At 68.5% G+C, this 25058-nt stretch carries 22 protein-coding genes and 1 pseudogene; 16 read left to right on the plus strand and 7 right to left on the minus strand.

Going from position 1 to position 25058, the window contains the following annotated elements; all coding sequences use genetic code 11:
* The first annotated feature begins 63 nt into the window (after positions 1 to 63).
* The 7 genes from B9C99_RS00085 (at position 64) to B9C99_RS00115 (ending at position 8860) form a co-directional block, all read left to right on the plus strand.
* Entirely contained in the window at positions 64 to 420 is a 357-nt protein-coding gene (locus B9C99_RS00085) for a hypothetical protein (protein ID WP_088896588.1), read from the plus strand.
* Positions 421 to 427: 7 nt separating this feature from the next.
* Complete coding sequence (locus tag B9C99_RS00090; RefSeq protein ID WP_088896589.1) at positions 428 to 1570, plus strand: class I SAM-dependent methyltransferase; 1143 nt, start codon at positions 428 to 430, stop codon at positions 1568 to 1570.
* A 96-nt stretch (positions 1571 to 1666) separates the two neighbouring features.
* Positions 1667 to 2509, plus strand: coding sequence for a Bax inhibitor-1/YccA family protein (locus tag B9C99_RS00095; protein WP_016691266.1), 843 nt, complete (start codon positions 1667 to 1669; stop codon positions 2507 to 2509).
* A 132-nt stretch (positions 2510 to 2641) separates the two neighbouring features.
* On the plus strand, positions 2642 to 4027 hold the full coding sequence (locus B9C99_RS00100) for a cystathionine beta-synthase (protein ID WP_016691267.1): 1386 nt from the start codon (positions 2642 to 2644) through the stop codon (positions 4025 to 4027).
* 13 nt (positions 4028 to 4040) lie between these two features.
* Entirely contained in the window at positions 4041 to 5192 is a 1152-nt protein-coding gene (locus B9C99_RS00105; RefSeq protein ID WP_088896590.1) for a cystathionine gamma-synthase, read from the plus strand.
* A 246-nt stretch (positions 5193 to 5438) separates the two neighbouring features.
* Positions 5439 to 7349: an SEC-C metal-binding domain-containing protein gene (locus tag B9C99_RS00110; protein WP_253249914.1), complete on the plus strand. Its 1911-nt coding sequence runs from the start codon at positions 5439 to 5441 to the stop codon at positions 7347 to 7349.
* Positions 7350 to 7498: 149 nt separating this feature from the next.
* The gene (locus tag B9C99_RS00115; protein WP_059381587.1) at positions 7499 to 8860 is read left to right on the plus strand and encodes a bifunctional lytic transglycosylase/C40 family peptidase; all 1362 of its coding nucleotides are present in this window, start codon (positions 7499 to 7501) and stop codon (positions 8858 to 8860) included.
* Positions 8861 to 8925: 65 nt separating this feature from the next.
* Here the strand turns inward: B9C99_RS00115 and greA are convergent, their stop codons facing one another.
* Positions 8926 to 9420, minus strand: coding sequence for a transcription elongation factor GreA (gene greA / locus B9C99_RS00120; protein ID WP_006553878.1), 495 nt, complete (start codon positions 9418 to 9420; stop codon positions 8926 to 8928).
* Between the two features lie 247 nt (positions 9421 to 9667).
* A complete protein-coding gene (locus B9C99_RS00125; RefSeq protein WP_016691271.1) occupies positions 9668 to 10096 on the minus strand; it encodes a DUF4307 domain-containing protein in 429 nt (142 codons plus the stop codon).
* A 162-nt stretch (positions 10097 to 10258) separates the two neighbouring features.
* Here B9C99_RS00125 and mca point away from each other — a divergent pair, with 162 nt between their 5' ends.
* From mca to B9C99_RS00140, 3 genes are read left to right on the plus strand one after another with little or no spacing between them, the layout of a single operon-like run.
* Complete coding sequence (mca, locus tag B9C99_RS00130) at positions 10259 to 11137, plus strand: mycothiol conjugate amidase Mca (protein ID WP_026060960.1); 879 nt, start codon at positions 10259 to 10261, stop codon at positions 11135 to 11137.
* Positions 11134 to 11457, plus strand: a complete 324-nt coding sequence (locus B9C99_RS00135) for a hypothetical protein (RefSeq protein ID WP_060651825.1) — start codon at positions 11134 to 11136, stop codon at positions 11455 to 11457. The genes mca and B9C99_RS00135 overlap by 4 nt, the downstream gene beginning before the upstream one ends.
* A 43-nt stretch (positions 11458 to 11500) precedes the next feature.
* Complete coding sequence (locus B9C99_RS00140; protein WP_088896591.1) at positions 11501 to 13495, plus strand: thioredoxin domain-containing protein; 1995 nt, start codon at positions 11501 to 11503, stop codon at positions 13493 to 13495.
* Between the two features lie 4 nt (positions 13496 to 13499).
* On the opposite strand, the gene B9C99_RS00145 is transcribed toward B9C99_RS00140, so the two are convergent.
* Positions 13500 to 14162 (minus strand): TetR/AcrR family transcriptional regulator, encoded by a 663-nt coding sequence (locus tag B9C99_RS00145; RefSeq protein WP_088896592.1) that lies wholly within the window; start codon positions 14160 to 14162, stop codon positions 13500 to 13502.
* Between the two features lie 187 nt (positions 14163 to 14349).
* Between B9C99_RS00145 and B9C99_RS00150 the strand changes: the two genes are divergently transcribed.
* On the plus strand, positions 14350 to 16458 hold the full coding sequence (locus B9C99_RS00150; protein WP_088896593.1) for an ABC transporter permease: 2109 nt from the start codon (positions 14350 to 14352) through the stop codon (positions 16456 to 16458).
* On the opposite strand, the gene B9C99_RS00155 is transcribed toward B9C99_RS00150, so the two are convergent.
* Together B9C99_RS00155 and B9C99_RS00160 are read right to left on the minus strand one after the other, a co-directional pair.
* A complete protein-coding gene (locus tag B9C99_RS00155) occupies positions 16455 to 17372 on the minus strand; it encodes a mechanosensitive ion channel family protein (protein WP_026060961.1) in 918 nt (305 codons plus the stop codon). The two genes, B9C99_RS00150 and B9C99_RS00155, sit on opposite strands and share 4 nt — an antisense overlap.
* A gap of 74 nt (positions 17373 to 17446) precedes the next feature.
* On the minus strand, positions 17447 to 18115 hold the full coding sequence (locus B9C99_RS00160; RefSeq protein ID WP_016691278.1) for a hemolysin III family protein: 669 nt from the start codon (positions 18113 to 18115) through the stop codon (positions 17447 to 17449).
* 157 nt (positions 18116 to 18272) lie between these two features.
* Here B9C99_RS00160 and B9C99_RS00165 point away from each other — a divergent pair, with 157 nt between their 5' ends.
* On the plus strand, positions 18273 to 19040 hold the full coding sequence (locus B9C99_RS00165) for an isoprenyl transferase (RefSeq protein WP_016691279.1): 768 nt from the start codon (positions 18273 to 18275) through the stop codon (positions 19038 to 19040).
* Positions 19041 to 19088: 48 nt separating this feature from the next.
* Here the strand turns inward: B9C99_RS00165 and coaA are convergent, their stop codons facing one another.
* Positions 19089 to 20021, minus strand: coding sequence for a type I pantothenate kinase (gene coaA, locus B9C99_RS00170; RefSeq protein ID WP_016691280.1), 933 nt, complete (start codon positions 20019 to 20021; stop codon positions 19089 to 19091).
* A 151-nt stretch (positions 20022 to 20172) separates the two neighbouring features.
* Here coaA and B9C99_RS00175 point away from each other — a divergent pair.
* The 4 genes and pseudogenes from B9C99_RS00175 to panD all read left to right on the plus strand — a co-directional run bounded on the left by B9C99_RS00175 (position 20173) and on the right by panD (position 24045).
* Positions 20173 to 21364: pseudogene (locus B9C99_RS00175) on the plus strand (DUF885 domain-containing protein).
* 95 nt (positions 21365 to 21459) lie between these two features.
* A complete protein-coding gene (glyA, locus tag B9C99_RS00180) occupies positions 21460 to 22755 on the plus strand; it encodes a serine hydroxymethyltransferase (RefSeq protein ID WP_071934514.1) in 1296 nt (431 codons plus the stop codon).
* Positions 22756 to 22916: 161 nt separating this feature from the next.
* Positions 22917 to 23603 carry an isochorismatase family protein gene (locus B9C99_RS00185; RefSeq protein WP_088896594.1) on the plus strand — a complete coding sequence of 229 codons (687 nt, stop codon included), beginning with the start codon at positions 22917 to 22919 and terminating at the stop codon, positions 23601 to 23603.
* A gap of 34 nt (positions 23604 to 23637) precedes the next feature.
* Complete coding sequence (panD, locus tag B9C99_RS00190; protein WP_088896595.1) at positions 23638 to 24045, plus strand: aspartate 1-decarboxylase; 408 nt, start codon at positions 23638 to 23640, stop codon at positions 24043 to 24045.
* Positions 24046 to 24121: 76 nt separating this feature from the next.
* Here panD and B9C99_RS00195 read toward each other — a convergent pair whose 3' ends face one another.
* Entirely contained in the window at positions 24122 to 24997 is an 876-nt protein-coding gene (locus B9C99_RS00195; protein ID WP_060651816.1) for a siderophore-interacting protein, read from the minus strand.
* Positions 24998 to 25058 lie beyond the last annotated feature (61 nt).

Genomic DNA, 25058 nt, shown 5'->3' on the forward strand with positions numbered 1-25058 from the left:
GCCGGACCACGGTGCCTCACCGGGAACGGACGAAACGACACTGCGACCAGAAGTGGGACATAGATGAAGAAGACTCTCGCGGCGCTGTTCGGTGCAGGTGTGGTCCTGCTTGCGGCGGCGTGTGGATCCTCGGACGGATCCGACTCGGCCGAGGAGACCACCACCACGACGACCACCTCGGCTTCGGTGGAGGCCGGCACCTCGGGTACCAGCGTCGAACTCGGCAAGAGCTACGAGGAGAACTGCGAGGCTCTGCTGCCCTACCTCGACGAGCTCGAGGAGTGGGGCCAGGACCGCGCGGCCGCGGCCCAGGCCGTCGCCGACGCCCAGCAGCAGCTCCCGGCCTGGCAGGACCTCAGCGAAGAGGAGCAGGCCGACACCCTGCGTGCCATCGAGAACGCCGGAAAGGGCGAGTGCTGACGGTCGAGTGTTGATCGACGAGTTGTACGACAGGTTGAGGCGCTTCCCGGATGTGGAAGCGCCCAACCTGTTCGCCGTCGACGGGGCCGATCGCCTGCTCCTCGACGAAGCCGCTCCCGCCCTGGAGTCCGCCGCGCCGGGCACGGTCGTGATCGTCGACGACCAGTACGGCGCCCTGACCCTGGGTGCGGCCGTCCGGTTCGGCGCGGAGCGGATCCGGGTGCATCAGGACTCGGTGGTGGCCGAGCGCGCCCTCGCTGCGAACGCCGAGCGTGAGGATCTCACCGACCGCTACCGTTCGTGCGGACTCGACGCCGACCTGCTCACCGGCGCCCGGGTGGTGCTGCTGCGCCTTCCCCGTTCGCTCTCGGCACTGACCGAGATCGCCGAGACCGTGGCCCGCCACGCCGACCCCGAGGTCGTCGTGTTCGCCGGTGGCCGCGACAAGCACATCGGCCTCGCGATGAACGACGTCCTCGGTGCGTCCTTCGCCGAGGTGCGCGCGTCCCGGGGACGACAGAAGTCGCGGGTGCTCACCGCGCGCAGAGCAACTCCCGGACCGGCCTCGTATCCCGTCCGCGAGCGGCTCGACGAACTCGACCTCACCGTCGTCGCGCACGGAGCCGCCTTCGCCGGCCCGCGCCTCGACATCGGCACCCGCTTCCTCCTCGATCACTTCCCGGATCTCGGACTGCCTCGCAACGACACGGACGCGAGGCTCGCCGTGGACCTCGGCTGCGGCACCGGCATCCTCGCCGCGATGCTCGCCCGGCAGCTGCCCGAGATCCGGGTGATCGCGACCGATCAATCCGCCGCCGCCGTCGCCTCCGCCGCGGAGACGGCCGCCGCGAACGGGCTCGCCGACCGGATCGACACGCTCCGCGACGACGCCGCGAGCACGATCGCTGCGGGGTCGGTCGACCTCGTGGTGTGCAATCCGCCCTTCCATATCGGCGCCGCTGTGCACACCGGCGCGGCCCACAAGATGTTCGACGCCGCGGCCCGGATCCTCCGCCCGGGAGGACAGACGTGGACGGTCTACAACCGCCATCTCGACTACCGCCCCGCGTTGATGCGCATCGTCGGGCCGACCCGCGTCGAGGGACGCAACCGCAAGTTCACCGTGACCCGGTCGGTGCGGAGCCGGTAGAGTCCGTTTCGTCCGAGCTTTCTCGACGAAACGGGAACTCGTGAGGTCACTGCCTCGTTGAACGGACAGAAGCGACCACGAGAAGGGAAGTGCACGGTGCGCACCACCAGTAACCCGGTGTTCCGCAACCTGCCCAAGCAAGAGGGCGGCGGATACGCCACGTTCGGCTCTGCGACGGCGGGCGCCGCGCAGGTCACTCAGCAATTCGGTCAGCCGCAGACGGATCCGTGGGCACGCCCCACCGACCAGCGGACGATGACCATCGACGACGTCGTCACCAAGACCGGCATCACGCTCGGTGTGCTCGCCGTCTCGGCACTCATCTCCTACGTGCTGGTCAACTCCAACGTCGGCCTGGCAGCTCCGTTCGTCATCGGCGGCGGTCTGATCGGTCTCGTCCTCGTGCTGGTCGCGACGTTCGGCCGCAAGATGGACAACCCGGCGATCGTCCTCGCCTACGCGGTGGCGGAAGGCTTCTTCCTCGGCGCGCTGTCGTTCATGTTCACCGACATCACGTTCGGTGGCGCGGGCGGCGCGACCCTGATCGCGCAGGCCGTCCTCGGTACCTTCGGCGTGTTCTTCGGCATGCTCGTCGTGTACCGCACCGGCGCCATCCGCGTCACGCCGCGCCTGACCCGCATGATCGTCGGCGCCCTCGTCGGTGTCCTGGTCCTGGCGCTGGGCAACCTCATCGCCGGCTTCTTCATCGACGGTGGCCTGGGCCTGCGCGACGGCGGCCCGATCGCCATCATCTTCAGCCTCGTGTGCATCGGCATCGCGGCGTTCAGCTTCCTGCTGGACTTCGACTCCGCAGATCAGCTGATCCGCGCACAGGCCCCGGAGAAGGCCGCCTGGGGTGTCGCCCTCGGCCTGACCGTCACCCTGGTGTGGCTGTACGTCGAGATCCTGCGACTGCTCAGCTACTTCCAGAACGACTAGCAGTACGCCACGAAGACCCCGGACCACGGTCCGGGGTCTTCGTCGTTTCGCCGGGGTGTTTGCCGGAGGCGTTTCCGAGGGGGGTGTACACCGTCACCCTGCCGGAAAGTCACGACGTGGGAACATGGAGTCATGCGCATTGCGGATTCCGTCATCGACCTCATCGGAAACACCCCCCTCGTCAAGCTCAACACGGTGGTGAAACCCGGATCGGGGCTCGTAGCGGCGAAGATCGAATACCTCAATCCCGGCGGTAGCTCCAAGGACCGCATCGCGGTGAAGATGATCGATGCGGCCGAAGCGTCGGGCGAACTGAAGCCGGGCGGGACGATCGTCGAGCCCACCTCCGGCAACACCGGCATCGGCCTGGCCCTGGTCGCGCAGCAGCGCGGCTACAAGTGCGTGTTCGTGTGTCCCGACAAGGTCGGCGAGGACAAGCGCAACGTGCTGCGAGCCTACGGCGCCGAGGTGGTCGTGTGCCCGACCGCCGTCCCGCCGGAGCACCCCGACAGCTATTACAGCGTCTCCGACCGTCTCGCCCGCGAGCTCCCCGGCGGCTGGAAGCCGAACCAGTACTCCAACCCGGGTGGCCCGGCGAGCCACTACGAGACCACCGGCCCGGAGATCTGGAACGACACCGACGGCAAGATCACGCACTTCGTGGCGGGCGTCGGCACCGGCGGCACCATCTCGGGCACCGGCCGGTACCTCAAGGAGGTCTCCAACGGTGCGGTGAAGGTCGTCGGCGTCGATCCCGAGGGCTCGGTGTACTCGGGCGGCACCGGCCGGCCGTACCTCGTCGAAGGTGTCGGTGAGGACTTCTGGCCCTCCGCCTACGACCCGTCGATCCCGGACGAGATCATCGCGGTCTCCGACGCCGACTCGTTCGAGATGACCCGTCGTCTCGCCCGCGAGGAAGGCCTGCTCGTCGGCGGTTCGTGCGGCATGGCCGTCGTCGCCGCACTGCAGGTCGCCGAGCGTGAGGGCCCCGACGCGGTCGTCGTCGTGCTGCTGCCCGACGGTGGTCGCGGCTACATGTCGAAGATCTTCAACGACAAGTGGATGGCCAGCTACGGCTTCCTCCGCGCGCCGCTCGACGGCAAGCCCGACGACTCCACCGTCGGCGACGTGCTGCGCGGCAAGAGCGGCGACCTGCCCGACCTCGTGCACACCCACCCGTCCGAGACGGTGCGCGACGCCATCGAGATCCTCCGCGAGTACGGCGTCTCGCAGATGCCGGTCGTGGGCGCCGAACCGCCCGTCACCGCGGGTGAGGTGGCCGGTTCGGTCAGCGAGCGCGAACTGCTCAGCGCGGTCTTCGAGGGTCGCGCGCATCTCGCCGATCCGGTCGAGAAGCACATGAGCCCGCCGCTGCCGAACATCGGTGTGGGCGAGTCGATCGACGCCGCCACGAAGGCGTTCGGCGACACCGATGCGCTCATGGTGATCGACGACGGCAAGCCCGTCGGCGTCATCACCCGCCACGACCTGCTCGGATTCATCTCTCAAGGCCGATAGGACACAGATCTTCATGACAGACCAGAACCAGCACGGTTTCGCGACCCGCGCCATCCACGCCGGGTACGAGCCCGACCCCCAGACCGGTGCCGTCAACGTGCCGATCTACGCGTCGTCGACCTTCGCCCAGGACGGCGTCGGCGAGATGCGCAGCGGCTTCGAGTACGCCCGCACCGGCAACCCCACCCGTCGTCCCCTCGAGGCGAACCTCGCCGCGCTCGAGAACGGCACCTACGGCCGGGCGTTCGGCTCGGGCATGGCCGCCACCGACTGCCTGCTCCGTTCGGTGCTGCGTCCGGGCGACCACCTCGTCATCCCCAACGACGCCTACGGCGGCACCTTCCGTCTCATCGACAAGGTGTTCACGCAGTGGGGGATCGAATACACCCCGGCCGCGATCAACGACGCCGACGAGGTGCGCGCGGCCGTGCGCCCGAACACCAAGCTCGTGTGGGTGGAGACGCCCACCAACCCGCTGCTCAACATCGGCGACATCTCGGCGCTCGCCGACATCGCGCACGAGGGTGGTGCCAAGATCGTCGTCGACAACACCTTCGCGTCGCCGTACCTGCAGCAGCCGCTGGCCTTCGGCGCCGACGTCGTGCTGCACTCGACCACCAAGTACATCGGTGGTCACTCCGACGTCGTCGGTGGCGCGCTGGTGACGAACGACGAGGAACTCGACGCCGCCTTCGCGTTCCTGCAGAACGGTGCGGGCGCTGTGCCGGGCCCGTTCGACGCCTTCCTCACGCTGCGCGGCATCAAGACGCTCGCGGTGCGGATGGAAAAGCACTCCGACAACGCCGAGAAGCTCGTCGACTTCCTGTCGGGTCACTCCGCCGTGACCAAGGTGCTGTACCCGGGTCTCGAATCGCACCCGGGCCACGAGTACGCGGCACAGCAGATGCGTCGCTTCGGTGGCATGATCTCCGTGCGCCTCGCCGGTGGCCGCCAGGCCGCGCTGGACTTCTGCAAGCGCACCGAGATCTTCACCCTCGCCGAGTCGCTCGGTGGCGTGGAGTCGCTCATCGAGCATCCGGGTGCGATGACCCACGCCTCCACCGCCGGGTCGCTGCTCGAGGTCCCCGAGGATCTCGTCCGGCTGTCGGTGGGCATCGAGGATGCCGCCGACCTGCTCGCCGACGTCGAACAGGCGCTCGGCTGACACACCGGCCGTAGAAGACACGAGAAGAAGGCGTCCCGAAGGGCGCCTTCTTCTCGTTTCGATCGGGAAAAACATCGACGCGTCGCCCTCCGTTTCGGAAGAGTCGGAGCCATGACCGTCGCCGACGCCGGCCGGCTGGGCCCGCGCCCGATCGGAGGTCGCCTGCGATGCGTGACGCGTGACGGCGACCTGCGGAAGGAACCGCATAGCCCCCGGAAGCACTGCCGGGGGCCGTACGATCACGTGGTGACGGACAGCGAACATCCCGAATCCGCCCTGTGGGACACCGTGCTCGATACGGTACGGAGCCACGGACCCATGACGATCGACGAGGTGGCCGATCATCTCGAGGAGCACGGATTCGGCTCCGCCGAGCAGGTGATGATCGATCTCGAACAGTCGGAACCGCATCCGCTGCTGATGTGGTTGTCCGACGACCGTGTCGCGGCGACAGATGCGCTGTTCGAGGGCAGGACGCTGACACACCGACTCACCGCGGACGAACTCGATCGGCACGCGATCCCGGTCGACGACATCGAACCGCTCCTGCTGCTCGTCTCCGACGACGACGAGTTCGATCTCGTGCAGCCCGGTGGATCCGAAGCTGCTGCCGCGCAGAACGATACGGATTCGGGTGGAATCTTCCGCAAGGAGACGATCGTCTTTCCCGAAGAGGCACTGTCGGGTCACGAGCCGGGAGATCTGCTCGCGCTCACCGCGCGGGACGGTCGTCTGTCGTTCGCTCCGATCGACGACGAAGTCCGGAGCAGTGAGAGTGAATTCGTGCACGCGCTCGAACAGACCATCGCCCGCGAGCAGGTGGCGAGCCTCGAGGGCGCCTTCCTCGACGTGCTCGCCGACACGCCGGACGCGTTCTCCACGCCGTCCCTGCCCCTCGGGGAACTGCTCGCCGGAGCCGGTCTGGCCCGCAGCGGAGACCTGGTGGCACCGAACGGTTTCGACTTCGACGGATACTCCGACCGGGCGATGTTCGAGATCTATGCCGAACAGCTCGGGATCCCCGTCGACGCCGTGCCCGGCGTGGCCCTGTTCGCGTCGCTGGTCGAAGCCCTCGAACGCGGCGACGACGCCGAACTCGACGAGCGTTTCGCCGTGGGGAAATCCGGTCTGTACTCGGTGCTGTCCGATCCCGAGATCGCCGAGACCGTCTACGACGAACTGGTGGGGGAGAAACTCGCGCCCGAGGCGATCGAACAGGCCGCGCTGTGGCTGCTCGACCATGCGCCGCGACGCGCGGCGGGGGCAGCGCACTGGATCGCCGGTCGCGCGGCCGAAGCGACCGGACGCCTCACGGAAGCCGAACGGCACTACGAGCGTTCGGCCGATCTCGACTCCGCCTTCGACCTGCCGTTGTTCGACCTCGCGCGCTTCGCCTCCGATCGCGGGGACGCGATCCGCGGGCTGTCCCTGCTCGCCCGGGTGCCGGGCGGCGACGAACATCCCCTCCACGAAGTGCTCGAACGGTACCGGCCGAAGGAGGTCCCGGGGCTCGGCCGCAACGACCGCTGCTGGTGCGGGTCGGGCCGCAAGTACAAGGCGTGCCATCTCGGGCGCGCCGACCACTCGCTCGAGGAGCGGTCCGACTGGCTGTACATGAAGGCGGCCATGCACGCCCTGGAACCCGGATGGGCGGAACAGCGGGTCGCGCTGGCGGAGGCCCGCTCGGGCTACGGGGACGACGATGCGGTGGCCGAGGCCGTCGCCGATCCGCTCGTCGAGGACGTCCTGCTCTTCGATGCCGGCGCGTTCGCGGATTTCGTCGAGCGTCGCGGGGAGTTGCTGCCCGAGGACGAGGCGGAGCTCGCCCGCTCGTGGCTGGCGGTCGAGCGTTCGGTCTTCGAGGTCGAGGCGAGTGCGCCGGAGGAGTCGCTCACGCTGCGCGACGTGCGCAGCGATCGTGTGGTGGAGGTGTCCGCGCCCTGGCTCGCAGGTGAGGTGCCCGCCGGCACGTTGCTGTGCGCCCGCGTGATGCCGGTGGGTGAGGGCCGATGGGTGATGCCCGGCGGCTGCGAACCGGTGACGGAGGACCAGCGGGACACGCTCGTCGCGCTGCTCGCCGAGGACACGGTCGATCCGGTGGACATCATGGACGTCCTGACTCACCCTGATGCGGCGGACTTCTATCCGGAGCCGTAACTCTGGTCACTCGGGAAACACGGATCCCACTGGTCCCAATACTAGAACGTGTTCCTGAATATATGTGATAAGAACATCCGGAAGCCGTACTGGTGATCGACCTCACAGCTACGGTGAGAGCGGTTGATGGATGGATGTGGGGGTAGCGGATGTCGGTGGACCCGTCTGCGGTCATCGTGGCAGTGGCTACGGCAGCAAGTGCGCTCGTTCAGGGCGTGGACTTACCAGCAGAGATCAAGGATCAGATCAACGGGGCGATCGAGTCGTTCGAAGCAACTGCGGAGAACGCCGACACGGACGTGGCGAATTTCGTCGCGTCGTTGCCGGAGCCGATGCAGCAGGGAGCCCAACAGGCGGTCGCGGATGCGACGACGGCGGTCGCGGGGGCGATCGAGCCGCATCTGCCCGAGGAGGCGGCCGCGGCACTGCACCCCGCCGATCCGGAAGCGGCTCCGCCCGCGCTGGCGCCCGAACCGCCGGCCGCCCGGCCCGGGCCCTTCGGGATACCGGTCCAACCGCCGGCGAGCGGCGCGGTCGGGAACCCGCAACCGGGTCCCACGATCCCCGGCACCGGGATCGCACTGCCGTCGATCCCGGCGATCCTTCCCGGAACGCGACTCGCACCCATCGGTGCGATCGCCGTGTTCGCGCCGTGGCTGAAGAAGGCCGGCGAACTGTGCGACGGGATCTCCGCGCCGGTCCTCGCGGCCCTCTACTCCGCCGAGAACGGTTTCCGGTACGGCCCGACCGCGCCGGTCTCGCCGGTCGGCGCCCGCGGTCCGGGACAGTTCATGCCCGGCACCTGGGACCAGTACGGCAAGGACGCCGACGGTGACGGCAAGGCCGACGTCCTCGGTATCGCCGACCCGGTCATGGCGTCGGGCAACCTCCTGTGCGACAACTACAAGCTCATCGACGACTGGAAGAAGCGCGGTCTGGTCGAGGGCGACACCCTCGATCTGACCCTCGCGGCCTACAACGCCGGCGTCGGCGCGGTGAAACGCTCGGGTGGCATGCCGTCCGGTCATCCCGACTACGAGAACCAGACGAAGCCCTACGTCGCCAAGATCCGCGCGACCGAGCACGTCTTCGCTCGCATGCTCTCGCCGTTCCTGGGTCTGGGCATCGGAGGCGGGGCCGGCGACATCGGTAATCGCATCGTCGACCTGGCGTTCAAGTACCTCGGCCTGCCGTACGTCTGGGGTGGCGGCAACATCAACGGGCCGTCCGGCGGCGGTTTCGACTGTTCCGGCCTGACATCGTACGCGGTCTTCGCCGCGACGGGCATCACGCTGCCGCGCACGTCCGAGACACAGTGGCACATCGGCACCGAGGTGCCGCTGTACGCGGCGCGCCCCGGCGACCTGCTGTTCGGCAACTGGCAGGCCGGGGGACCGGGTCACGTCGCCATCTACATCGGTGGCGGGCAGATGGTGCACGCACCCACCACCGGCGACGTCGTGCGGGTGGGGCCGGTCTTCCCCGATATGAAGGCGCGGCGCATCTTCTGATACCTGCCGTGAACACGCGAAAGGCCCGACCGGAGAATCCGGTCGGGCCTTCGTCTGCGGAGGGATCAGCCGCGGTAGGGCTCAGCGCTCACCAGGGTCACCTTCATGGTGTTGCCGTTGGGCAGCGTGTACTCGCGGGTCTCGCCGACCTTCGCGTCGATCAGGGCGCCACCGAGGGGCGAGCTGGGGGAGTAGGTCTCGAGCTCGCTGTTGCGGGCGCCTTCCTCGCGGGTCGCGATCAAGAACGTCTCCGTGTCGGTCTCGTCGCCGGCGTAGTAGACGGTGACGACGGAACCGGGGAGGGCGACGCCGGATTCGGTCGGAGCGACGCCGACCTTGGCGGTGCCCAGCAGCTCCTGGAGCTGACGGATACGGGCTTCCTGCTGGCCCTGTTCCTCGCGGGCCGCGTGGTAGCCACCGTTCTCCTTGAGGTCGCCTTCCTCGCGACGCTCGTTGATCTCGGCGGCGATGACAGGACGATTCGCGATGAGCTGGTCCAGCTCGGCCTTGAGCCGGTCGTACGACTCCTGCGTCAGCCAGGTCACCTGGGTCTCGGTCATCCTCGATCACTTCCTTCGGGTTGGAGCCCCCGGCTCCGTGGACAAGTCGTGCACATGCAACGACCGCGACAGCACGACCCCCGTCGTCCCCCCTTGTTGTCAGGCTGAACGGAAGTCGTACTGTCTGTTGATGCTCTTATGCAGCAATACACGGCCCCAAAGGGTGGAACCGTGTATCCGGCTATTTTAGCATCACTCCCGCCGCTGCTCCGGGAAAGCGCAGGAAGACGCTGGTCGCGGCAGGTTCCTAGGGTGCGCGGAGGTACTCGGGGGCCTCGGTGGCGCAGCCGTAGGTGTCGCCCATTCCGGGGCGTTGTGACGTCTTGACCGTGGAGGTCAGCACGACCGTCTGCGAATCGGATGCCGGGATGAGCACCTCGCGCCGTCCGGTCTCGCTGCCGTCCTTCGACCGGGCCCGGATGATGCAGACGGCGTCCTCGGACGGATCGTCGCGCGTGACCTTGAGCTGGATGTCGATGGTGCTGTCGTCGATGATCTCGAAGGCGACGACCTCCGACTCGATCGGAGCCGAGTTGTTCTGGAACAGAACGAACGCCACGACGAGTCCCGCGAGCAGACCGGCGATGGTGAAACCCCAGCGCTTGCCGCGTGTCGACACGCGGGGTCCGGGGTACCGGGAGGAGGGGTACCGGTCGGTGGGCACGGTGTTGCTCATCACTTTGCTTTCACAGCGGAACGATGGATCGGGCGTCGCCGCAGGGTCACGGCTGACGTCGGAATTATCAGGTGGAACTATAGAGGACGGATCCGAAGCGACCGCGACGCGGGCGCAGGGTCGGTTCCGGCGAAGCAGACGACGTGAGGTGGAGGAATACACGTGAGCGGACTACGGCTCATGGCCGTGCACGCCCATCCCGACGACGAGTCGAGCAAGGGCGCGGCCACGATGGCCCGGTACTCGGCCGAGGGGCACGAGGTCCTGGTGGTCACGCTCACGGGCGGAGAGCGCGGCGACATCCTGAATCCCGCCATGGACGTGCCCGGCATCCGTGAGCGCATGAGCGAGGTGCGCCAGGAGGAGATGGCCGAGGCGGCCCGCATCCTCGGGGTGCGGCAGCAGTGGCTCGGCTTCGTCGACTCCGGACTGCCCGAGGGCGACCCGAAGCCTCCGCTGCCGGAGGGCTGCTTCGCGGCGATCCCGCTCGACGAACCGGTCCGCCGGCTCGTGCAGTCGGTGCGCGAGTTCCGCCCCCACGTCATGACCACCTACGACGAGAACGGCGGCTACCCGCACCCCGACCACATCCGGTGCCACGAGGTGTCGGTCGCGGCCTACGAAGCGGCCGCGGATCCGGATTTCCATCCCGAGCTGGGCGAGCCCTGGGCGGTGAGCAAGCTCTACTACTCGCACGGGTTCATCCGTAAGCGGCTCGAGCTGTTCCGCGAGGAGTACGAGCGTCGCGGGGAGCCGTTCCCGATGGAGCAGTGGCTCAACAAGTGGCGCACCGAGCAGGGCGACATCATGGGGCGCGTGACCACCCAGATCACCTGTGGCGACTACTTCCCGAAGCGCGACGACGCGCTGCGGGCCCACGCCACCCAGATCGACCCCAACGGATCGTTCTTCGCGGTGCCGTTGGACATCCAGCAGAAGGTGTGGCCGACCGAGGAGTTCGAGTTGGCCAAGACCCGCGTGAGCACGGAGCTTCCCGAGACGGATCTGTTCGCGGGCATCGAGGACGGACAGGGCAAATGACGATAGGCACGCTCGCGGTCGATGTTCTGGCCGTCGAGATTCTGGCTCAGGAGCCGACCGGCCCCGAGTTCGGCAAGGCGTCCCCGCTCGGACTGGCCATCGTGGTGGTCCTGCTGGTCGCGACCGCTCTGCTGATCTGGAACATGAACAAGCGGCTGAAGAAGCTGCCCGAGAACTTCCAGCCGGAGCATCCCGAACCCGACCAGGCCGTGGACGACGGCACGCTGCCGGGTGCGATCCCCGGCGGTGCCGAGGAGGAGAAGGCCGGCGGCACGAAGGCCACCGGTCCGGAACGTCCGGAACCCACCAAGGGAAGCTGACGACCGGCCGTCACCGACGATGCTCCTTCCGTAGCGTGGGGGCATGGCGAACCGACTGGCCGACGCCCTGAGCCCTTATCTGAGGCAGCACGCCGACAATCCGGTCCACTGGCAGGAATGGGGCGACGTCGCGCTCGCGGAGGCGCGCGAGCGCGACGTGCCGATCCTGCTGTCGATCGGGTACGCGGCCTGCCACTGGTGTCACGTCATGGCACACGAGTCGTTCGAGGACGAGGCCACGGCTGCCGTCATGAACGAGAACTTCGTGTGCATCAAGGTCGACCGCGAGGAACGGCCGGACATCGACGCGGTCTACATGAACGCGACCGTCGCCATGGCCGGTCAGGGCGGCTGGCCGATGACCTGCTTCCTCACCCCGGACGGTTCCCCTTTCTACTGCGGCACGTACTACCCGAACACGCCGCGCGGCGGCATGCCGTCCTTCGTCCAACTGCTCGAGGCCATCACCGAGACCTGGCGCAACCGTCGCGACGAGGTCACGCAGGCCGCAGACGCCGTGGCCACCGAGCTCCGTCGCAGCAGCGGGGGACTGCCCGTCGGGGAAGCCGCCGTCGAGGCGCCCCTACTCGACGCGGCAGCCGCTGCGATCGCCACCGACGAGGACCGCGAACACGGTGGCTTCGGGGGTGCACCCAAGTTCCCGCCGTCCAACCTGCTCGAGGGTCTGCTGCGCGGATACGAGCGCACGCGCTCCGCCGACACGCTCGGTCTCGTCGAGCGCACGACCGACGCGATGGCGCGAGGTGGGATCTACGACCAGCTCGGTGGCGGTTTCGCCCGCTACAGCGTCGACGTCGCCTGGACGGTGCCGCACTTCGAGAAGATGCTCTACGACAACGCGCTGCTCCTGCGGCTGTACGCGCACCTCGCGCGGGTGACCGGCGCGGAACTGCCGACGCGGGTCACCCGGGAGACCGCCGAGTTCCTGCTACGCGACCTGCTCACCACGGACGGCGGATTCGCCTCGGCGCTCGACGCCGACACAGACGGGGTCGAGGGCCTGACCTACGTGTGGACTCCCGACCAGCTCGTCGAGGTGCTCGGCGCGGAGGACGGCCGGTGGGCCGCGGAGGCCTTCACCGTCACTCCCGGCGGCACCTTCGAGCACGGCACCTCGGTGTTGCAGCTGCTCGACGAGCCCGACGATCCGACCCGTCTCGCCGACGTGCGGGCCCGCCTGTTCGCGGCCCGGCAGGATCGCGCGCAACCCGGGCGCGACGACAAGGTCGTCACCGCCTGGAACGGCTTCGCCATCACCGCACTGGCCGAGGCCGGCGTCGCACTGGGCGAACCCGCCTGGATCGACGCTGCGGCGAGGTGCGCGCGGTTCCTGCTCGACCGGCACCTCGTCGACGGACGACTGCGCCGCGCGTCGCTCGGAGGTGTCGTCGGATCTCCCTCGGGCGTGCTCGAGGACTACGGAGCGCTCGTCACCGCACTGCTCGCCGTCCATCAGGGGACCGGGGACAGGAGCTGGGTCGAGCGCGCGCGAGAACTCGCCGACGTCGCGCTCACGCAGTTCGCGGATCCGGATCGTCCAGGGAGCTGGTTCGACACCGCGCACGACGCCGAATCGCTGGTCGCCCGGCCGCGCGATCCGGTCGACGGGGCGACGCCGTCGGGGGCCTCGCTGATCGCCGAGGCGCTGCTCGGTCTGTCCGCGCTCGTGCACGACGACCCCCGCTACGCCGACGCCGCCGCGCTGTCGCTGTCGGCGGCGTCGATCCTGCTCGAGAAGGCGCCGCGTGCCGGAGGGCACTGGCTGACCGTGGCCGAGGCGTCGGTGCGCGGTCCGCTGCAGGTCGCCGTCGTGGGTGGGGGCGAACTCTTGGACCTCGCGCGCCGGATCGCGCCTGGGGGAGCGGTCGTCGTGGGTGGCGAACCGGACTCGTCGCCGCTGCTCGACGGTCGGCCGCTCGTCGACGGAGCGTCCGCGGCCTATGTGTGCAGGGGTTTCGTGTGCGATCGGCCGGTGACGACGGCGACGGAACTGCGCGAGGTCCTCGCCGCGGTCTGACCTGTCACGGCCATGCGGAGACGGTGCGCGAGCCGAGGAAATCGCCCACGCTCGTCACCGGCGCTTCGAACATTCCGGCGATCGCATCGACGAGGAACAGGGCGAAACCCGTCCAGTCGGGTTCCACCCGTTCCCGTTCGAGCCGTGCTTCGTAGTCGGCGCACGCGTCCACGACGAGTTTCCCCAGCAGCCACGACCGACCGGTGATCACACCGTCGGGGATGTCGGCGACGCACGCCCTGGCCCGTTCGATCAGAGCGTCCAGATGGGGATCCTCGACGACGCTGCGGCCCACGATGTCGACCATCGAGGGGACCGTCCGGAGCTGTCGGAGGAACCGGGCGCGCCAACTGGGGACGGGCATCGATGCGAGCTGATCGGTGAACGGGACGACGAGGCAGCTCAGGTAGTCGCGCAGTCCCGGTTCGGGGCCGAGCAGGCCGACGAGTTCGGCTCGTCGTCGGCGGGTGTCCTCGGCGTAGCGGGTGACCATCGCGCGGACGAGTTCGTCCCTGCTCCCGAAGTGGTAGTTGACGGCCGAGTGGTTCGCGTTGCCCGCGTGCTCGGCGATGCGCCGGTTCGAGACCCCGTCGACGCCGTAGGTCGCGAACAGTTCCTCCGCGGAGTCGAGTAGTGCTCGCCGTGCCTGGTCGCCGTAGGTGCTCACGCTGGAACCCGCTGCTCTCTCGTTCTGCCGTACGGCTCATCGGTGGGTGGGACGAACGTCACCAGTGTCTCAGGTTGTCCACTTTAAGACACGCGGCGTAGCTTTTTAAGTCAGTCAGCGTATTTCCGAGTTGCCGGTACCGGCCGGGAAGCGTTCAGTCCATGACCGGATATCGAGGAGTTCGTCAGTGACCGACACCGCTACGACCGAGAAGAACGATCCACCGGGAGGTGACGGCCCGACCGAGGCCGAGCTCGCCCGCGCCCGCAAGGAACAGATCGGGCGTTACGTCGCGATCTTCGTGATGCCGCTGTTGATGGTCGGCATGATGATCACCGGCTATCTGTACGCGATGCACGCACCGGCCCCGCACGACATGCCGATCGCCGTCGCCGGATCGTCGCAGCAGCAGGCCTACGACTTCGCCCGCGCACTCGAGGGCGCCGATCCGGAGGCGGTCGACGTCCGCGTCGTCGGGACCGACGACCGGGCACGCGACCTCGTGCTCTCCCGGGAGGTCGCGGGCGCCGTCTCGCTGTCCGACGCGGGCACCGCCACCGTGTACACCGCCGGCGCCGCCGGGGCCTCGCAGTCGAACATGGTCACCGGTCTGGTGGCCCCGCCGATCATCGGATCGGGTCTCGACCTCACGGCCGAGGACCTGGCTCCGCTACGGGACCACGACATGGCCGGTCTGGGCGTGATGTTCATGGCGCAGGCATTGATGCTCGCGGGCTACATGCCGCTGAGCATCATGCTGTCCAACTCGCCCGAGCTGCTGCGCTTCCGTCGCATCGTGCCCCTGCTCGCAGGCTGGTCGGTGCTGATCGGCACGCTCGTGTGGCTCGTCGCCGGACCGATCCTCGGCGCGGTCGAGGGCCCCACCGCGACGCTGCTGGGAATCAGTTGGCTGTCCATCTTCGCCGTGGGCTCGGTGCAGTTGTTCCTCACCCGGATCCTCGGACCGATGGCGGTCCTGGTAGGCATGCTCTTCGTGATGGTCCTCGGCGTCCCCGCGTCGAATCTGGGTATGTCGGTGTACGCACTGCCGTCGATCTACCCGTGGTTGCACGGCTTCCTGCCCACCGCGGCCGCCGGTGAGTCGCTGCGGTCGGTCGTCTACTTCGGCGGCGACGGGGTCGGCGGGCACCTCCTGGTGCTGGTGATCGGTGCGGTGCTTGCGCTCGCCGCGACCCTCGGGGTCGATGCCCTGAAGCGTCGCCGCAACCCCGACGCCGGTGATCCCGAGATCACGATGCCGTCGCTCACGCCCGGACCGCGTCCGGAGAGCAACCGCGTCCGGTACCTGACCCTCGCGTTCTTCCCGTTCGCGATGGTCGTGCTGATGCTGTCGATCATGCTCGGCGCGATGTACCAGCCGACGCCGCGCGACATGCCCGTCACCGTCGTCGCCGCGAGCACCGAACAGGCCGAACAGACGGTCGCCGGGCTCGAGCAGAACATGTCCGGCCTGTTCGACCTGCGGACCTCGGATTCGATCGAGGCAGCGCGCGCCGACGTCCGGGATCGCGAGATCGTCGCGGCGTTCGTCCTGCCGTCCGCGGCGTCCCCGACCGCGACCCTCATCACCAACGAGGCTGCGGGCATGAGCCAGCAGCAGGTCGTGCAGCGGGTCTTCGAGCAGGTCGCGGGCGGCATGCAGCTGCCGCTCACCGTCGAGAACATGACGCCGCTGCCGGGCTCCGACACGATGGGCACGGTGACGCTCTACGTCGCGATGGGCTGGATCATGTCCGGCTTCATGGTGGTCGTCGTGGCCGGCGGCGCGCAGCCCGCCGCGATGGTCCTGCGCCGCTTCCTGCCGATCTCCGCGGGGTGGGCGCTGTTCATGCCGGCCGTCCTGTGGGTGATCGCCGACCCGATCACCGGAGCCGTCGACGGGCACTTCCTGCCCCTGTGGGGCGTGGGGATCGTCGCGACGTTCACGACCTCGATGTTCACGCTGGCGCTGCACCGTCTGTTCGGGCTGCTCTCCGTCATCCCCGCCGTCGGCATCCTGATGTTCCTCGGTGTGCCCGCCTCGAACGGGGCGATGTCGATGTACATGACGCCGGAGGTCTTCCGGTTCCTGCACGGTGTGCTGCCGATGCCGGCGGCCGTGGAATCGGTGCGCTCGATCCTCTACTTCGGGGGCGACACCGTCGGTCCGCACCTGGTCACGTTCGCGATCTGGGGCGCTGTCTCGTTGCTCTTCGTGATCGCCTTCGACCGGATCCGCGCCGGTCGGCGGACCGAGGCGGATCCGGTGGTGGAGCGCTCGCCGGAGAGGGTCTAGCTGCTCACGGGAGCTGCGACCGCGAGGTTGGGCGACTCGATGCCGTTCTGATCGAACGCCTCGAGCACCGAGCGGGTGAGGCTGCGGCGGATCGCCCACTGCTTGCCGGCGCGCACGCGCACGGTCAGCCGCAGCGTCACCGCACCCGCCGTCACGGAGTTGACCCCGAGCAGTTCGGGCTTCTCCAGGACGTCGGGTGCGATGTCCTCGCGTTCGACGCCGTCGAGCACGGCCCGCAGGGCGATCTGGCAGGCGCGGTCGACGTTGGAGGTCGGCGCGATCGGCACGTCGATCACGGAGACGGCGTGGCCCTGGCTCATGTTGCCGACGCGCAGGATCTCGCCGTTGCGGCAGAACCACAGGGTGCCGTCGATGTCGCGGACGGTCGTCACGCGCAGACCGACCGACTCGACGGTGCCCACCGCGTCGCCGAGGTCCACCACGTCGCCCACGCCGTACTGGTCCTCGAGCAGCATGAACATGCCCGAGATGAAGTCCCGGACGAGGTTCTGCGCACCGAAACCGAGCGCGACACCGGCGATACCGGCCGAGGCGATGAACGGCGCGACGTTGAAGCCGAGGGTGTCGAGCGTCTGCAGCACCACCCAGACGAGCACGACGACCGACACACCGGACTTGAACACCGAGCCGATCGTCTGGGCACGCTGGATCCGGCGTTCGCGCGCGTAGGGATCACCGATGGCGCGTTCGGCGCGTTCCTGCAGCGGCGCGAGGAACGATCGGCGGGGCTTGCCGGATCTCTCGCGCGGCTTCGTCATGCGGTCGATCAGCCGGTGGAGGACGAAGCGGAGCGCGATCGCGACGACGATGTAACTCACGATCGCCAGCGGCCGGTGGATCAGCCAGTCCCGGTTGGTCTCGGTCAGTTCGAAGGCGAGCAACGGAATAGACATCCCTCGCGAGTCTACAAACGGGTGCCGGTTGCTTCAGGTGGTGTGAGAAGTTGCACGAAGCGGCCCATGAGGTTTCAACCGAGAATCACCAGCCACACCGCTACCGCGTGACACAGGGCAGCGATGACCGTGGCCGCGTGGAAGAACTCGTGGTGCCCGAAGGTCGCGGGCCACGGATCGGGCCAGCGGGTGGCGTAGAGGATCGCACCTCCGCTGTAGAAGAGCCCTCCGACCAACAGGAGCAGCATGGGGGCGAGACCGACCTCGGCGACCAGCTGTCCGGCGACGGGCACGATCGCCCATCCGAGCAACAGATACAGCGGCACACCGACCCAGCGCGGCGCGGTCGGCCACAGCATCTTCAGAGCCACGCCCGCCAGTGCGCCCGCCCACACGACGATCAGCAGCGGCCGCCCGGACTCCGGGGGTAGGGCGAGCGTCGCGAACGGGGTGTAGCTGCCGGCGATGAACACGAAGATCATCGAGTGGTCGGCGCGCTTCATCCACACGCGGGCCCGGGGACCCCAGTTCAGGCGGTGGTAGAGGGCGCTGACTCCGAACACTCCGCACACGGTGAGGCTGTAGACCGTCGCCGGGAGTACGGCGTCCGGACGGTCGGCGAGGAAGGCCGCTGCCGCGACGAGTGCGGCACCGGCGACGACGGCCACGCCGAACGCCCAGGCGTGGATCCATCCGCGCATCCGCGGTTTGACGGGCAGTTCCTCGAGGCCGAAGGCCGTCATGCGTGCGCTCCTTCCGGTACCGGACAGTAACCTACGCACCCGTAGGTTTGTTCCGTCGCCACGTTACAGCGTGGAACCGCGCTCCGGGAGACTCTGTGACCACCGACGCGACCCTCCCTGTGCCTGGGCGTAATGTGACTCGCGTGGTGATGACGGGGTGAGCGTCCGCGGATTGCTGTACCGGCTCTACGAACGCCGGCTGCTGAAGGAACTCGAAGGAGCACGGAATCCGCGACACGTCGCGGTGATGTGCGACGGCAATCGGCGCTGGGCGCGCGAGAACGGCTTCACCGACGTCAGTCACGGCCACCGCGAGGGCGCCAAGAAGATCGCCGAGCTGTTGAGCTGGTGCGACGCGGCCGGCATCGAGACGGCGACGATCTACCTGCTGTCCACCGAGAACCTCCGGCGCGACCCGGAGGAGCTCGATGCTCTGCTCGAGATCATCTCCGACGTGGTGGAGGAGATCTCCGCCCCCGGTCAGAACTGGAGCGTGAAGATCGTCGGCACCACCGACCTTCTCCCGGCCGACCACGCCAAGCGACTGCACGAGGCCGCGGCCGGCACCGCGGGCCGGACGGGCACGCACGTCAACGTCGCCGTCGGGTACGGCGGTCGCCAGGAGATCGTCGATGCGGTGCAGTCGCTCCTGCGGGTGCGCTACGCGCAGGGGCTGCGCGGCGAGGAACTCGTCGAGTCCGTGACCGTCGACGGCGTCGACAGTCACCTCTACACGTCCGGCCAGCCCGATCCGGATCTCGTGATCCGTACCTCCGGCGAGCAGCGACTGTCCGGATTCCTGCTCTGGCAGTCCGCCTACTCGGAGATCTGGTTCACCGAGGCGTACTGGCCCGAGTTCCGCCGGGTCGACTTCCTGCGCGCGCTGCGCGACTACGCCGCACGGCACCGCCGCTTCGGCGCCTGACAGCACCGCCGCTTCGGCGCCTGAGGCAGGGCCGAGCGGCAGGCCGCGTCAGAGCTTGCGCAACCGGAGCCGGTTGATGGCGTGATCCGAGTCCTTGCGCAGGACCAGGGTCGCGCGCGGTCGCGTGGGCAGGATGTTCTCCACCAGGTTCGGCAGGTTGATCGAGTGCCAGATCTCCTTCGCGGCACTCATCGCGTCCCGGTCCGACAGGTTCGCGTAGTGGTGGAAGTGCGCCTCGGGATCGGCGAAGGACGTCTTGCGCAGCGCGAGAAAGCGTTCCACGTACCACTTCTCGATGTCCTCGATGCGCGCGTCGACGTAGATCGAGAAGTCGAACAGGTCGGAGACCATCAGTCGCGGACCGGTCTGCAGCACGTTCAGGCCCTCGATGATGAGGATGTCCGGCTGCCGCACGATGTGGTACTGGCCCGGGATGATGTCGTACGAGATGTGGGAGTAGATCGGCGCCGCAACCTCTTTCGCTCCCGACTTGACCTCGGTGACGAATCGCAGCAGCTTGCGTCGATCGTAGCTCTCGGGAAAACCCTTGCGGTGCATGATGTTGCGCCGCACCAGTTCCTTGGTGGAGTAGAGGAACCCGTCGGTGGTCACGAGATCCACCCGCGGGTGGTGATCCCAGCGTGCCAGCAACGCCTGCAGCACACGTGCCGTGGTGGACTTGCCGACCGCCACCGAACCGGCCACACCGATCACGAACGGCACCTGCTGGTCGGGATGCTTCTCCCCGAGGAAGGTCGCGGTCGCGGCGAACAACCGCTGCTTCGCTGCGACCTGCAGGTGGATCAACCGGGCGAGGGGGAGGTACACCTCCGCGACCTCCGCGAGGTCGATCTGCTCGCCCAGGCCCCGAAGCCCGATGAGTTCGTCCTCGGTGAGGACGAGGGGAGTCGACTTCCGCAGCGTCCGCCACTGCTTGCGGTCGAACTCGACATACGGGCTCGGTTCGTTCAGACGAGCCATCGGCACGGCTTCCCGGTGGCGCGGCGGATGCGGCGTTGCATGTCCATGTAACGGATTGTGCTCGCTGACACAGGCGGATGCCTCCCCGGGGTCCCCACTCCGGCGGGTTCTCCTGTGTCGGCTCGCCGACGAGCGACTAGGCTCGGCCGGTATGGGAGCCGACGACTTCGTGAACGAATATCTGCTGCTGGGCCTGGCTTTCGACCGGCTCGAGGAAGGGTTCGTCGACGCCTACACGGGCGATCCCGCGCTGCGGCGGAAGGTCGAGAACGCCCCGACTCCCGACCCCCGTGATCTATCACACACCGCGCGACGGCTGCGGGACGAACTGCCCGGTGCGGGACTGTCCGACGAGCGCACCCGTTTCCTCGACGTGCATCTGCGCGCTCTCGACTGCTCGGCCCGCAAGTTCGCGGGGGAGGAGATCGGTTTCGTCGACGAGGTCGAGGCGTACTTCGACGTCCGCATCGAGCCCGGCGACGAGGACGCCTACCGCGACGCGCACCGTCGCCTCGACGCTCTGCTGCCCGGCACCGGATCGCTCACCGAACGGATGCAGGCCCACCGCAAGTCCGAGGTGATCCCCGCCGATCGTCTCGCCGAATGCGTCGAGGCATTCTCGAGCGCTCTGCGGGAGAAGGTGCGGGCGGTCCACCCGCTGCCCGACACCGAACGCGTCGAGTACGAGGTCGTCGGCGACAAGCCGTGGTCGGGCTTCAACTACTACCTCGGCGACTACCGGTCGCGGGTCGCGATCAACTCCGATCTCGAACAGACGATGGCGCACCTGCCCCGGCTGATCGCGCACGAGGCGTATCCCGGGCACCACACCGAGCATTGCCGCAAGGAGGCCGGTCTCGTCGCCGGTGGTCAGGCCGAGCAGACGCTGTTCCTCGTCAACACCCCGCAGTGCCTCATGGCCGAAGGGCTCGCCGATCTCGCACTCGACGCGATCGTCGGCCCGGGCTGGGGGACGTGGGCGCAGGAGATCTACGCCGATCTCGGGCTCCGGTTCGACGGCGAACTCGCCGAACAACTGTCCGAGGCGTCCGAGCAGCTGCTGTCGGTGCGGCAGGACGCCGCGCTGCTGCTCCACGACCGCGGGCGCAGCCACGACGAGGTCGTCGAATTCCTGCAGCGCTGGTCGCTGTCGAGCCCCGAACGTGCCCGGCAGTCGCTGCGCTTCCTGTCGTCGCCGTTGTGGCGCGCCTACACTCAGCACCTACGTCGAGGGCTACCGGCTCCTCGGCGGCTGGCTCGAGCAGGTTCCGGCCGGAGCCGAGCGCGCCGACCGTTTCCGGCGCCTGCTCGACGAACCCCTGGTACCCAGCAGCCTGCGGTGAACCGCAGGTCGCTCGGGGACCGGCTTCCGCAGCGGTGGACGGCCTTCGTAGACTGGAGGTCGTATCCCTGACGCCCTCTGCTTGGAGAAACCTCGATGACCGCTGCGCCCGGCGCCGACGTGAACACTGCCGCACTGAACGACCTCGATCCCGAGGTCGCCGAGGCCATGGCCGGCGAGCTGTCGCGTCAGCGCGACACGCTCGAGATGATCGCGTCGGAGAACTTCGTGCCGCGCGCCGTCCTCCAGGCCCAGGGCAGCGTCCTGACCAACAAATACGCCGAGGGTTACCCCGGCCGTCGCTACTACGGCGGCTGCGAGAACGTCGACGTCGTCGAGGACCTCGCCCGTAACCGCGCCAAGGAGCTCTTCGGCGCCGATTTCGCGAACGTCCAGCCGCACTCGGGTGCGCAGGCGAACGCGGCGGTGCTCATGGCGCTGATGACGCCCGGCGAGAAGCTGCTCGGTCTCGACCTCGCGCACGGCGGTCACCTCACGCACGGCATGAAGCTCAACTTCTCCGGCAAGCTGTACGACGTCGCGTCCTACGGGGTCAGCAAGGACGACCACCGCATCGACATGGACGAGGTCCGCGACATCGCCCTGCGCGAGAAGCCGAAGGTCATCGTCGCCGGCTGGTCCGCCTACCCGCGTCACGAGGACTTCGCCGCCTTCCGGTCCATCGCCGACGAGGTCGGTGCCTACCTGTGGGTCGACATGGCGCACTTCGCCGGTCTGGTCGCCGCGGGCCTGCACCCGTCGCCGGTGCCCTACGCCGACGTCGTCTCCACCACCGTGCACAAGACCCTCGGTGGCCCGCGTTCCGGCCTGATCCTCGCCAAGCAGGAATGGGCGAAGAAGATCAACTCGGCCGTCTTCCCCGGTCAGCAGGGCGGCCCGCTCATGCACGCGATCGCCGCGAAGGCCGTTGCACTGAAGATCGCCGCGAGCGACGAGTTCAAGGACCGTCAGCAGCGCACCCTCTCCGGTGCCCGGATCATCGCCGATCGCCTGTCGCAGTCCGACGTCGCCGACAAGGGCATCTCGGTGCTCACCGGCGGCACCGACGTGCACCTGGTCCTGGTCGACCTGCGCAACTCGCAGCTCGACGGCCAGCAGGGTGAGGACGCCCTCCACGAGGTCGGCATCACCGTCAACCGCAACGCCGTGCCGTTCGACCCGCGTCCCCCGATGGTCACCTCGGGCCTGCGCATCGGCACCCCGGCGCTCGCGACCCGCGGTTTCGGCGACGAGCAGTTCACCGAGGTCGCCGAGATCATTGCGCAGACGCTCATCGGTGGCGCCGACGCCGAGTCGCTGCGCACCCGCGTGAGCGCCCTGGCGCAGTCCGTGCCGCTGTACGAGGGCCTCGAGGACTGGCGTCTGATCTGACGGCTTCCTATTGTCGCCGACCGGCCCGCACCGAACTCCGGTGCGGGCCGGTCGCGTATCCGGGGGACGAGACATCCCACCGCAGGGTTGGTTAGGGTAGCCTACGCATGCCGACACTGTCGGTGCCCGCACGCGTACCCCGAACAGCAGAAGGAAGTCGCATGGCCATCCCGAGCATCGATCCGTACGAGTTGCCCACCGGCGACGAGATTCCCGCTGCTCGGGTGGACTGGACGCTCGACGCGTCCCGCTGCGCACTGCTGATCCACGACATGCAGAAGTACTTCATCGACGCCTACCAGCGCGACGCCGAACCGCTCGCGACCGTGGTGCCCAACATCGTCCGCCTCCGCGAGGCGTGCCTGGCCGCCGGTATCCCCGTCGTCTACACGATGCAGCCCGGCGACCAGCATCCGTCGCGTCGCGGCATCCTCGCCGACTTCTGGGGCGTGGGGCTGAGCACGGGCCGCGACACCGAGGTCATCGACGAACTCACCCCCGGCCCGGACGACATCCAGGTCACCAAGTGGCGCTACTCGGCGTTCCAGCGCACCGATTTCCGTCAGCTGCTCGCGCACAACGGCCGCGACCAGCTCATCGTCACCGGCGTCTACGCGCACATGGGCTGTATGCTCAGCGCCGCCGACGCCTTCATGAGCGACGTCGCGCCGTTCATGGCCCTCGACGCCACCGCCGACTTCTCCCGCGACGAGCACCTCATGGCGCTCCAGTACGTCGCCAAGCGGGTCGGCCGGGTCGAGACCACGGACGCGCTGATCGAGTCGATCACCGCGTCAGCGCGTCGCCGCGAACGCGAGGCCGAAGAACTCACCGCGTCGCTGCGCTGACCGACACGGTCCGAGAAAGCAGGAACTTCAGCATATGCAGCGAATTCTTCTGTCCGGCAAGATCCATCGCGCGACCGTCACCCACGCCGATCTGCACTACGTCGGATCGGTGACGATCGACCGCGACCTGCTCGATGCCGCGGACATCCGTGAGGGCGAACTCGTGCACATCGTCGACATCGACAACGGGGCCCGGCTCGAGACGTATGCGATCGAGGGGGAGCGCGGGTCGGGTGTCATCGGCATCAACGGTGCTGCGGCACGGCTCGTTTCGCCCGGCGACCTCGTGATCATCCTGTCCTACCGTCACGTCGACGACGAGCAGGCCCGCGACTTCCGGCCGCGCATCGTGCACGTCGACGGAGTGAACACGATCGTCGAACTCGGCGCCGATCCGGCACAACCCGTCCCCGGCGCGACCGACCAACTCTTACCGCGCTGACCCGGGAAACGATTTCGGTGTTCTCGACCTCGCCAGGCGCTGTCGAGAACACCGAAACAGAGCACCCGGGAATCGTCTAGGTGGTGCCGCGACGGCGCGCCTCGAGGGTCTCGACGGCCTGCTCGCGCAGCAGCCGCAGGCGGGCCAGTGGGCGATCGGACTCGGGGCTGCGCCAGTAACCCGACGCGTCGAGCATCGGCTTGGCGATGCCGAGCCGCTTCGACACGGCGCGCAGTTCCTTCACGATCGACGCCTCGCCGGCGATCCACATCCAGCCCTCGCCGCCGCGCGGCGCACCCGACTCGACGGCCTCGGCGAGCACGGTGGCGTCGGAGACGCCGGGACGGCGGTGCACCCACGTCACGCCCGCGAGATCGGACTGTTCCTCCTGCGGACCGTCGACCAGCGCGAAGACGTGCATCGGCACCGTGCCGCCGAAGGTCTCGACGAAGCGCCCCAGTGCGGGCAGCGCGGTCTCGTCGCCGGCGAGCAGCCACCAGTCGGCGCCCTGCGGCGGGATGATCGCGACCTTGGGTCCCGCGAGATGGAGCACGCTGCCGGGTTCGGCGGTGCGGGCCCAGTTACCGGCGGGGCCGTGGCCGTGCAGGACGAAATCCAGATCGAGCTCCCCGGCCACGGGATCGAACCGCCGCACGGTGTAGGCGCGGGCCACGGGTGCGGGCTTGCGGGGCCAGTGCAGGTGCCCGTCGTGCTGCTCGGGCAGGGCAGGGGTGTCGCTGCCGGGTTCGGGCAGGAAGATCTTGACGTAGTCGTCGGCACCCTCGGTGGTGAACGCCGGGGCGTCGTAGTCGCCGCTGCGGAAGGCACCGAGTTGCTCGCCGCCCAGGGTGATCCGACGCATCCGCGGTGTCACGTCCACCGCGCGGAGCACGGTCAGGCGCCGCAGGACGATGGGCAGGGAGACGCGGGTCGGGGGCGTCGTCACCGGCATGGTGAGCTCCTTCCGGACGGGACCGGCCGGACAATTCGGGCGGGCGCGTCGCTGCTGGTAT

Source organism: Rhodococcus sp. BUPNP1 (assembly GCF_002215235.1).
Classification (GTDB): Bacteria; Actinomycetota; Actinomycetes; order Mycobacteriales; family Mycobacteriaceae; genus Rhodococcus.

What these genes read in the sequence shown, in the direction of transcription:
- B9C99_RS00140 (WP_088896591.1), top strand. Translation starts at nt 11,501, where the DNA reads ATGGCGAACCGACTGGCCGACGCCCTGAGCCCTTATCTGAGGCAGCAC.
- B9C99_RS00135 (WP_060651825.1), top strand. Translation starts at nt 11,134, where the DNA reads ATGACGATAGGCACGCTCGCGGTCGATGTTCTGGCCGTCGAGATTCTG.
- B9C99_RS00125 (WP_016691271.1), bottom strand. Translation starts at nt 10,096, where the DNA reads ATGAGCAACACCGTGCCCACCGACCGGTACCCCTCCTCCCGGTACCCC.
- glyA (WP_071934514.1), top strand. Translation starts at nt 21,460, where the DNA reads ATGACCGCTGCGCCCGGCGCCGACGTGAACACTGCCGCACTGAACGAC.
- greA (WP_006553878.1), bottom strand. Translation starts at nt 9,420, where the DNA reads ATGACCGAGACCCAGGTGACCTGGCTGACGCAGGAGTCGTACGACCGG.
- B9C99_RS00100 (WP_016691267.1), top strand. Translation starts at nt 2,642, where the DNA reads ATGCGCATTGCGGATTCCGTCATCGACCTCATCGGAAACACCCCCCTC.
- B9C99_RS00085 (WP_088896588.1), top strand. Translation starts at nt 64, where the DNA reads ATGAAGAAGACTCTCGCGGCGCTGTTCGGTGCAGGTGTGGTCCTGCTT.
- B9C99_RS00115 (WP_059381587.1), top strand. Translation starts at nt 7,499, where the DNA reads ATGTCGGTGGACCCGTCTGCGGTCATCGTGGCAGTGGCTACGGCAGCA.
- B9C99_RS00185 (WP_088896594.1), top strand. Translation starts at nt 22,917, where the DNA reads ATGGCCATCCCGAGCATCGATCCGTACGAGTTGCCCACCGGCGACGAG.
- B9C99_RS00160 (WP_016691278.1), bottom strand. Translation starts at nt 18,115, where the DNA reads ATGACGGCCTTCGGCCTCGAGGAACTGCCCGTCAAACCGCGGATGCGC.
- B9C99_RS00155 (WP_026060961.1), bottom strand. Translation starts at nt 17,372, where the DNA reads ATGTCTATTCCGTTGCTCGCCTTCGAACTGACCGAGACCAACCGGGAC.
- B9C99_RS00195 (WP_060651816.1), bottom strand. Translation starts at nt 24,997, where the DNA reads ATGCCGGTGACGACGCCCCCGACCCGCGTCTCCCTGCCCATCGTCCTG.
- B9C99_RS00105 (WP_088896590.1), top strand. Translation starts at nt 4,041, where the DNA reads ATGACAGACCAGAACCAGCACGGTTTCGCGACCCGCGCCATCCACGCC.
- panD (WP_088896595.1), top strand. Translation starts at nt 23,638, where the DNA reads ATGCAGCGAATTCTTCTGTCCGGCAAGATCCATCGCGCGACCGTCACC.
- coaA (WP_016691280.1), bottom strand. Translation starts at nt 20,021, where the DNA reads ATGGCTCGTCTGAACGAACCGAGCCCGTATGTCGAGTTCGACCGCAAG.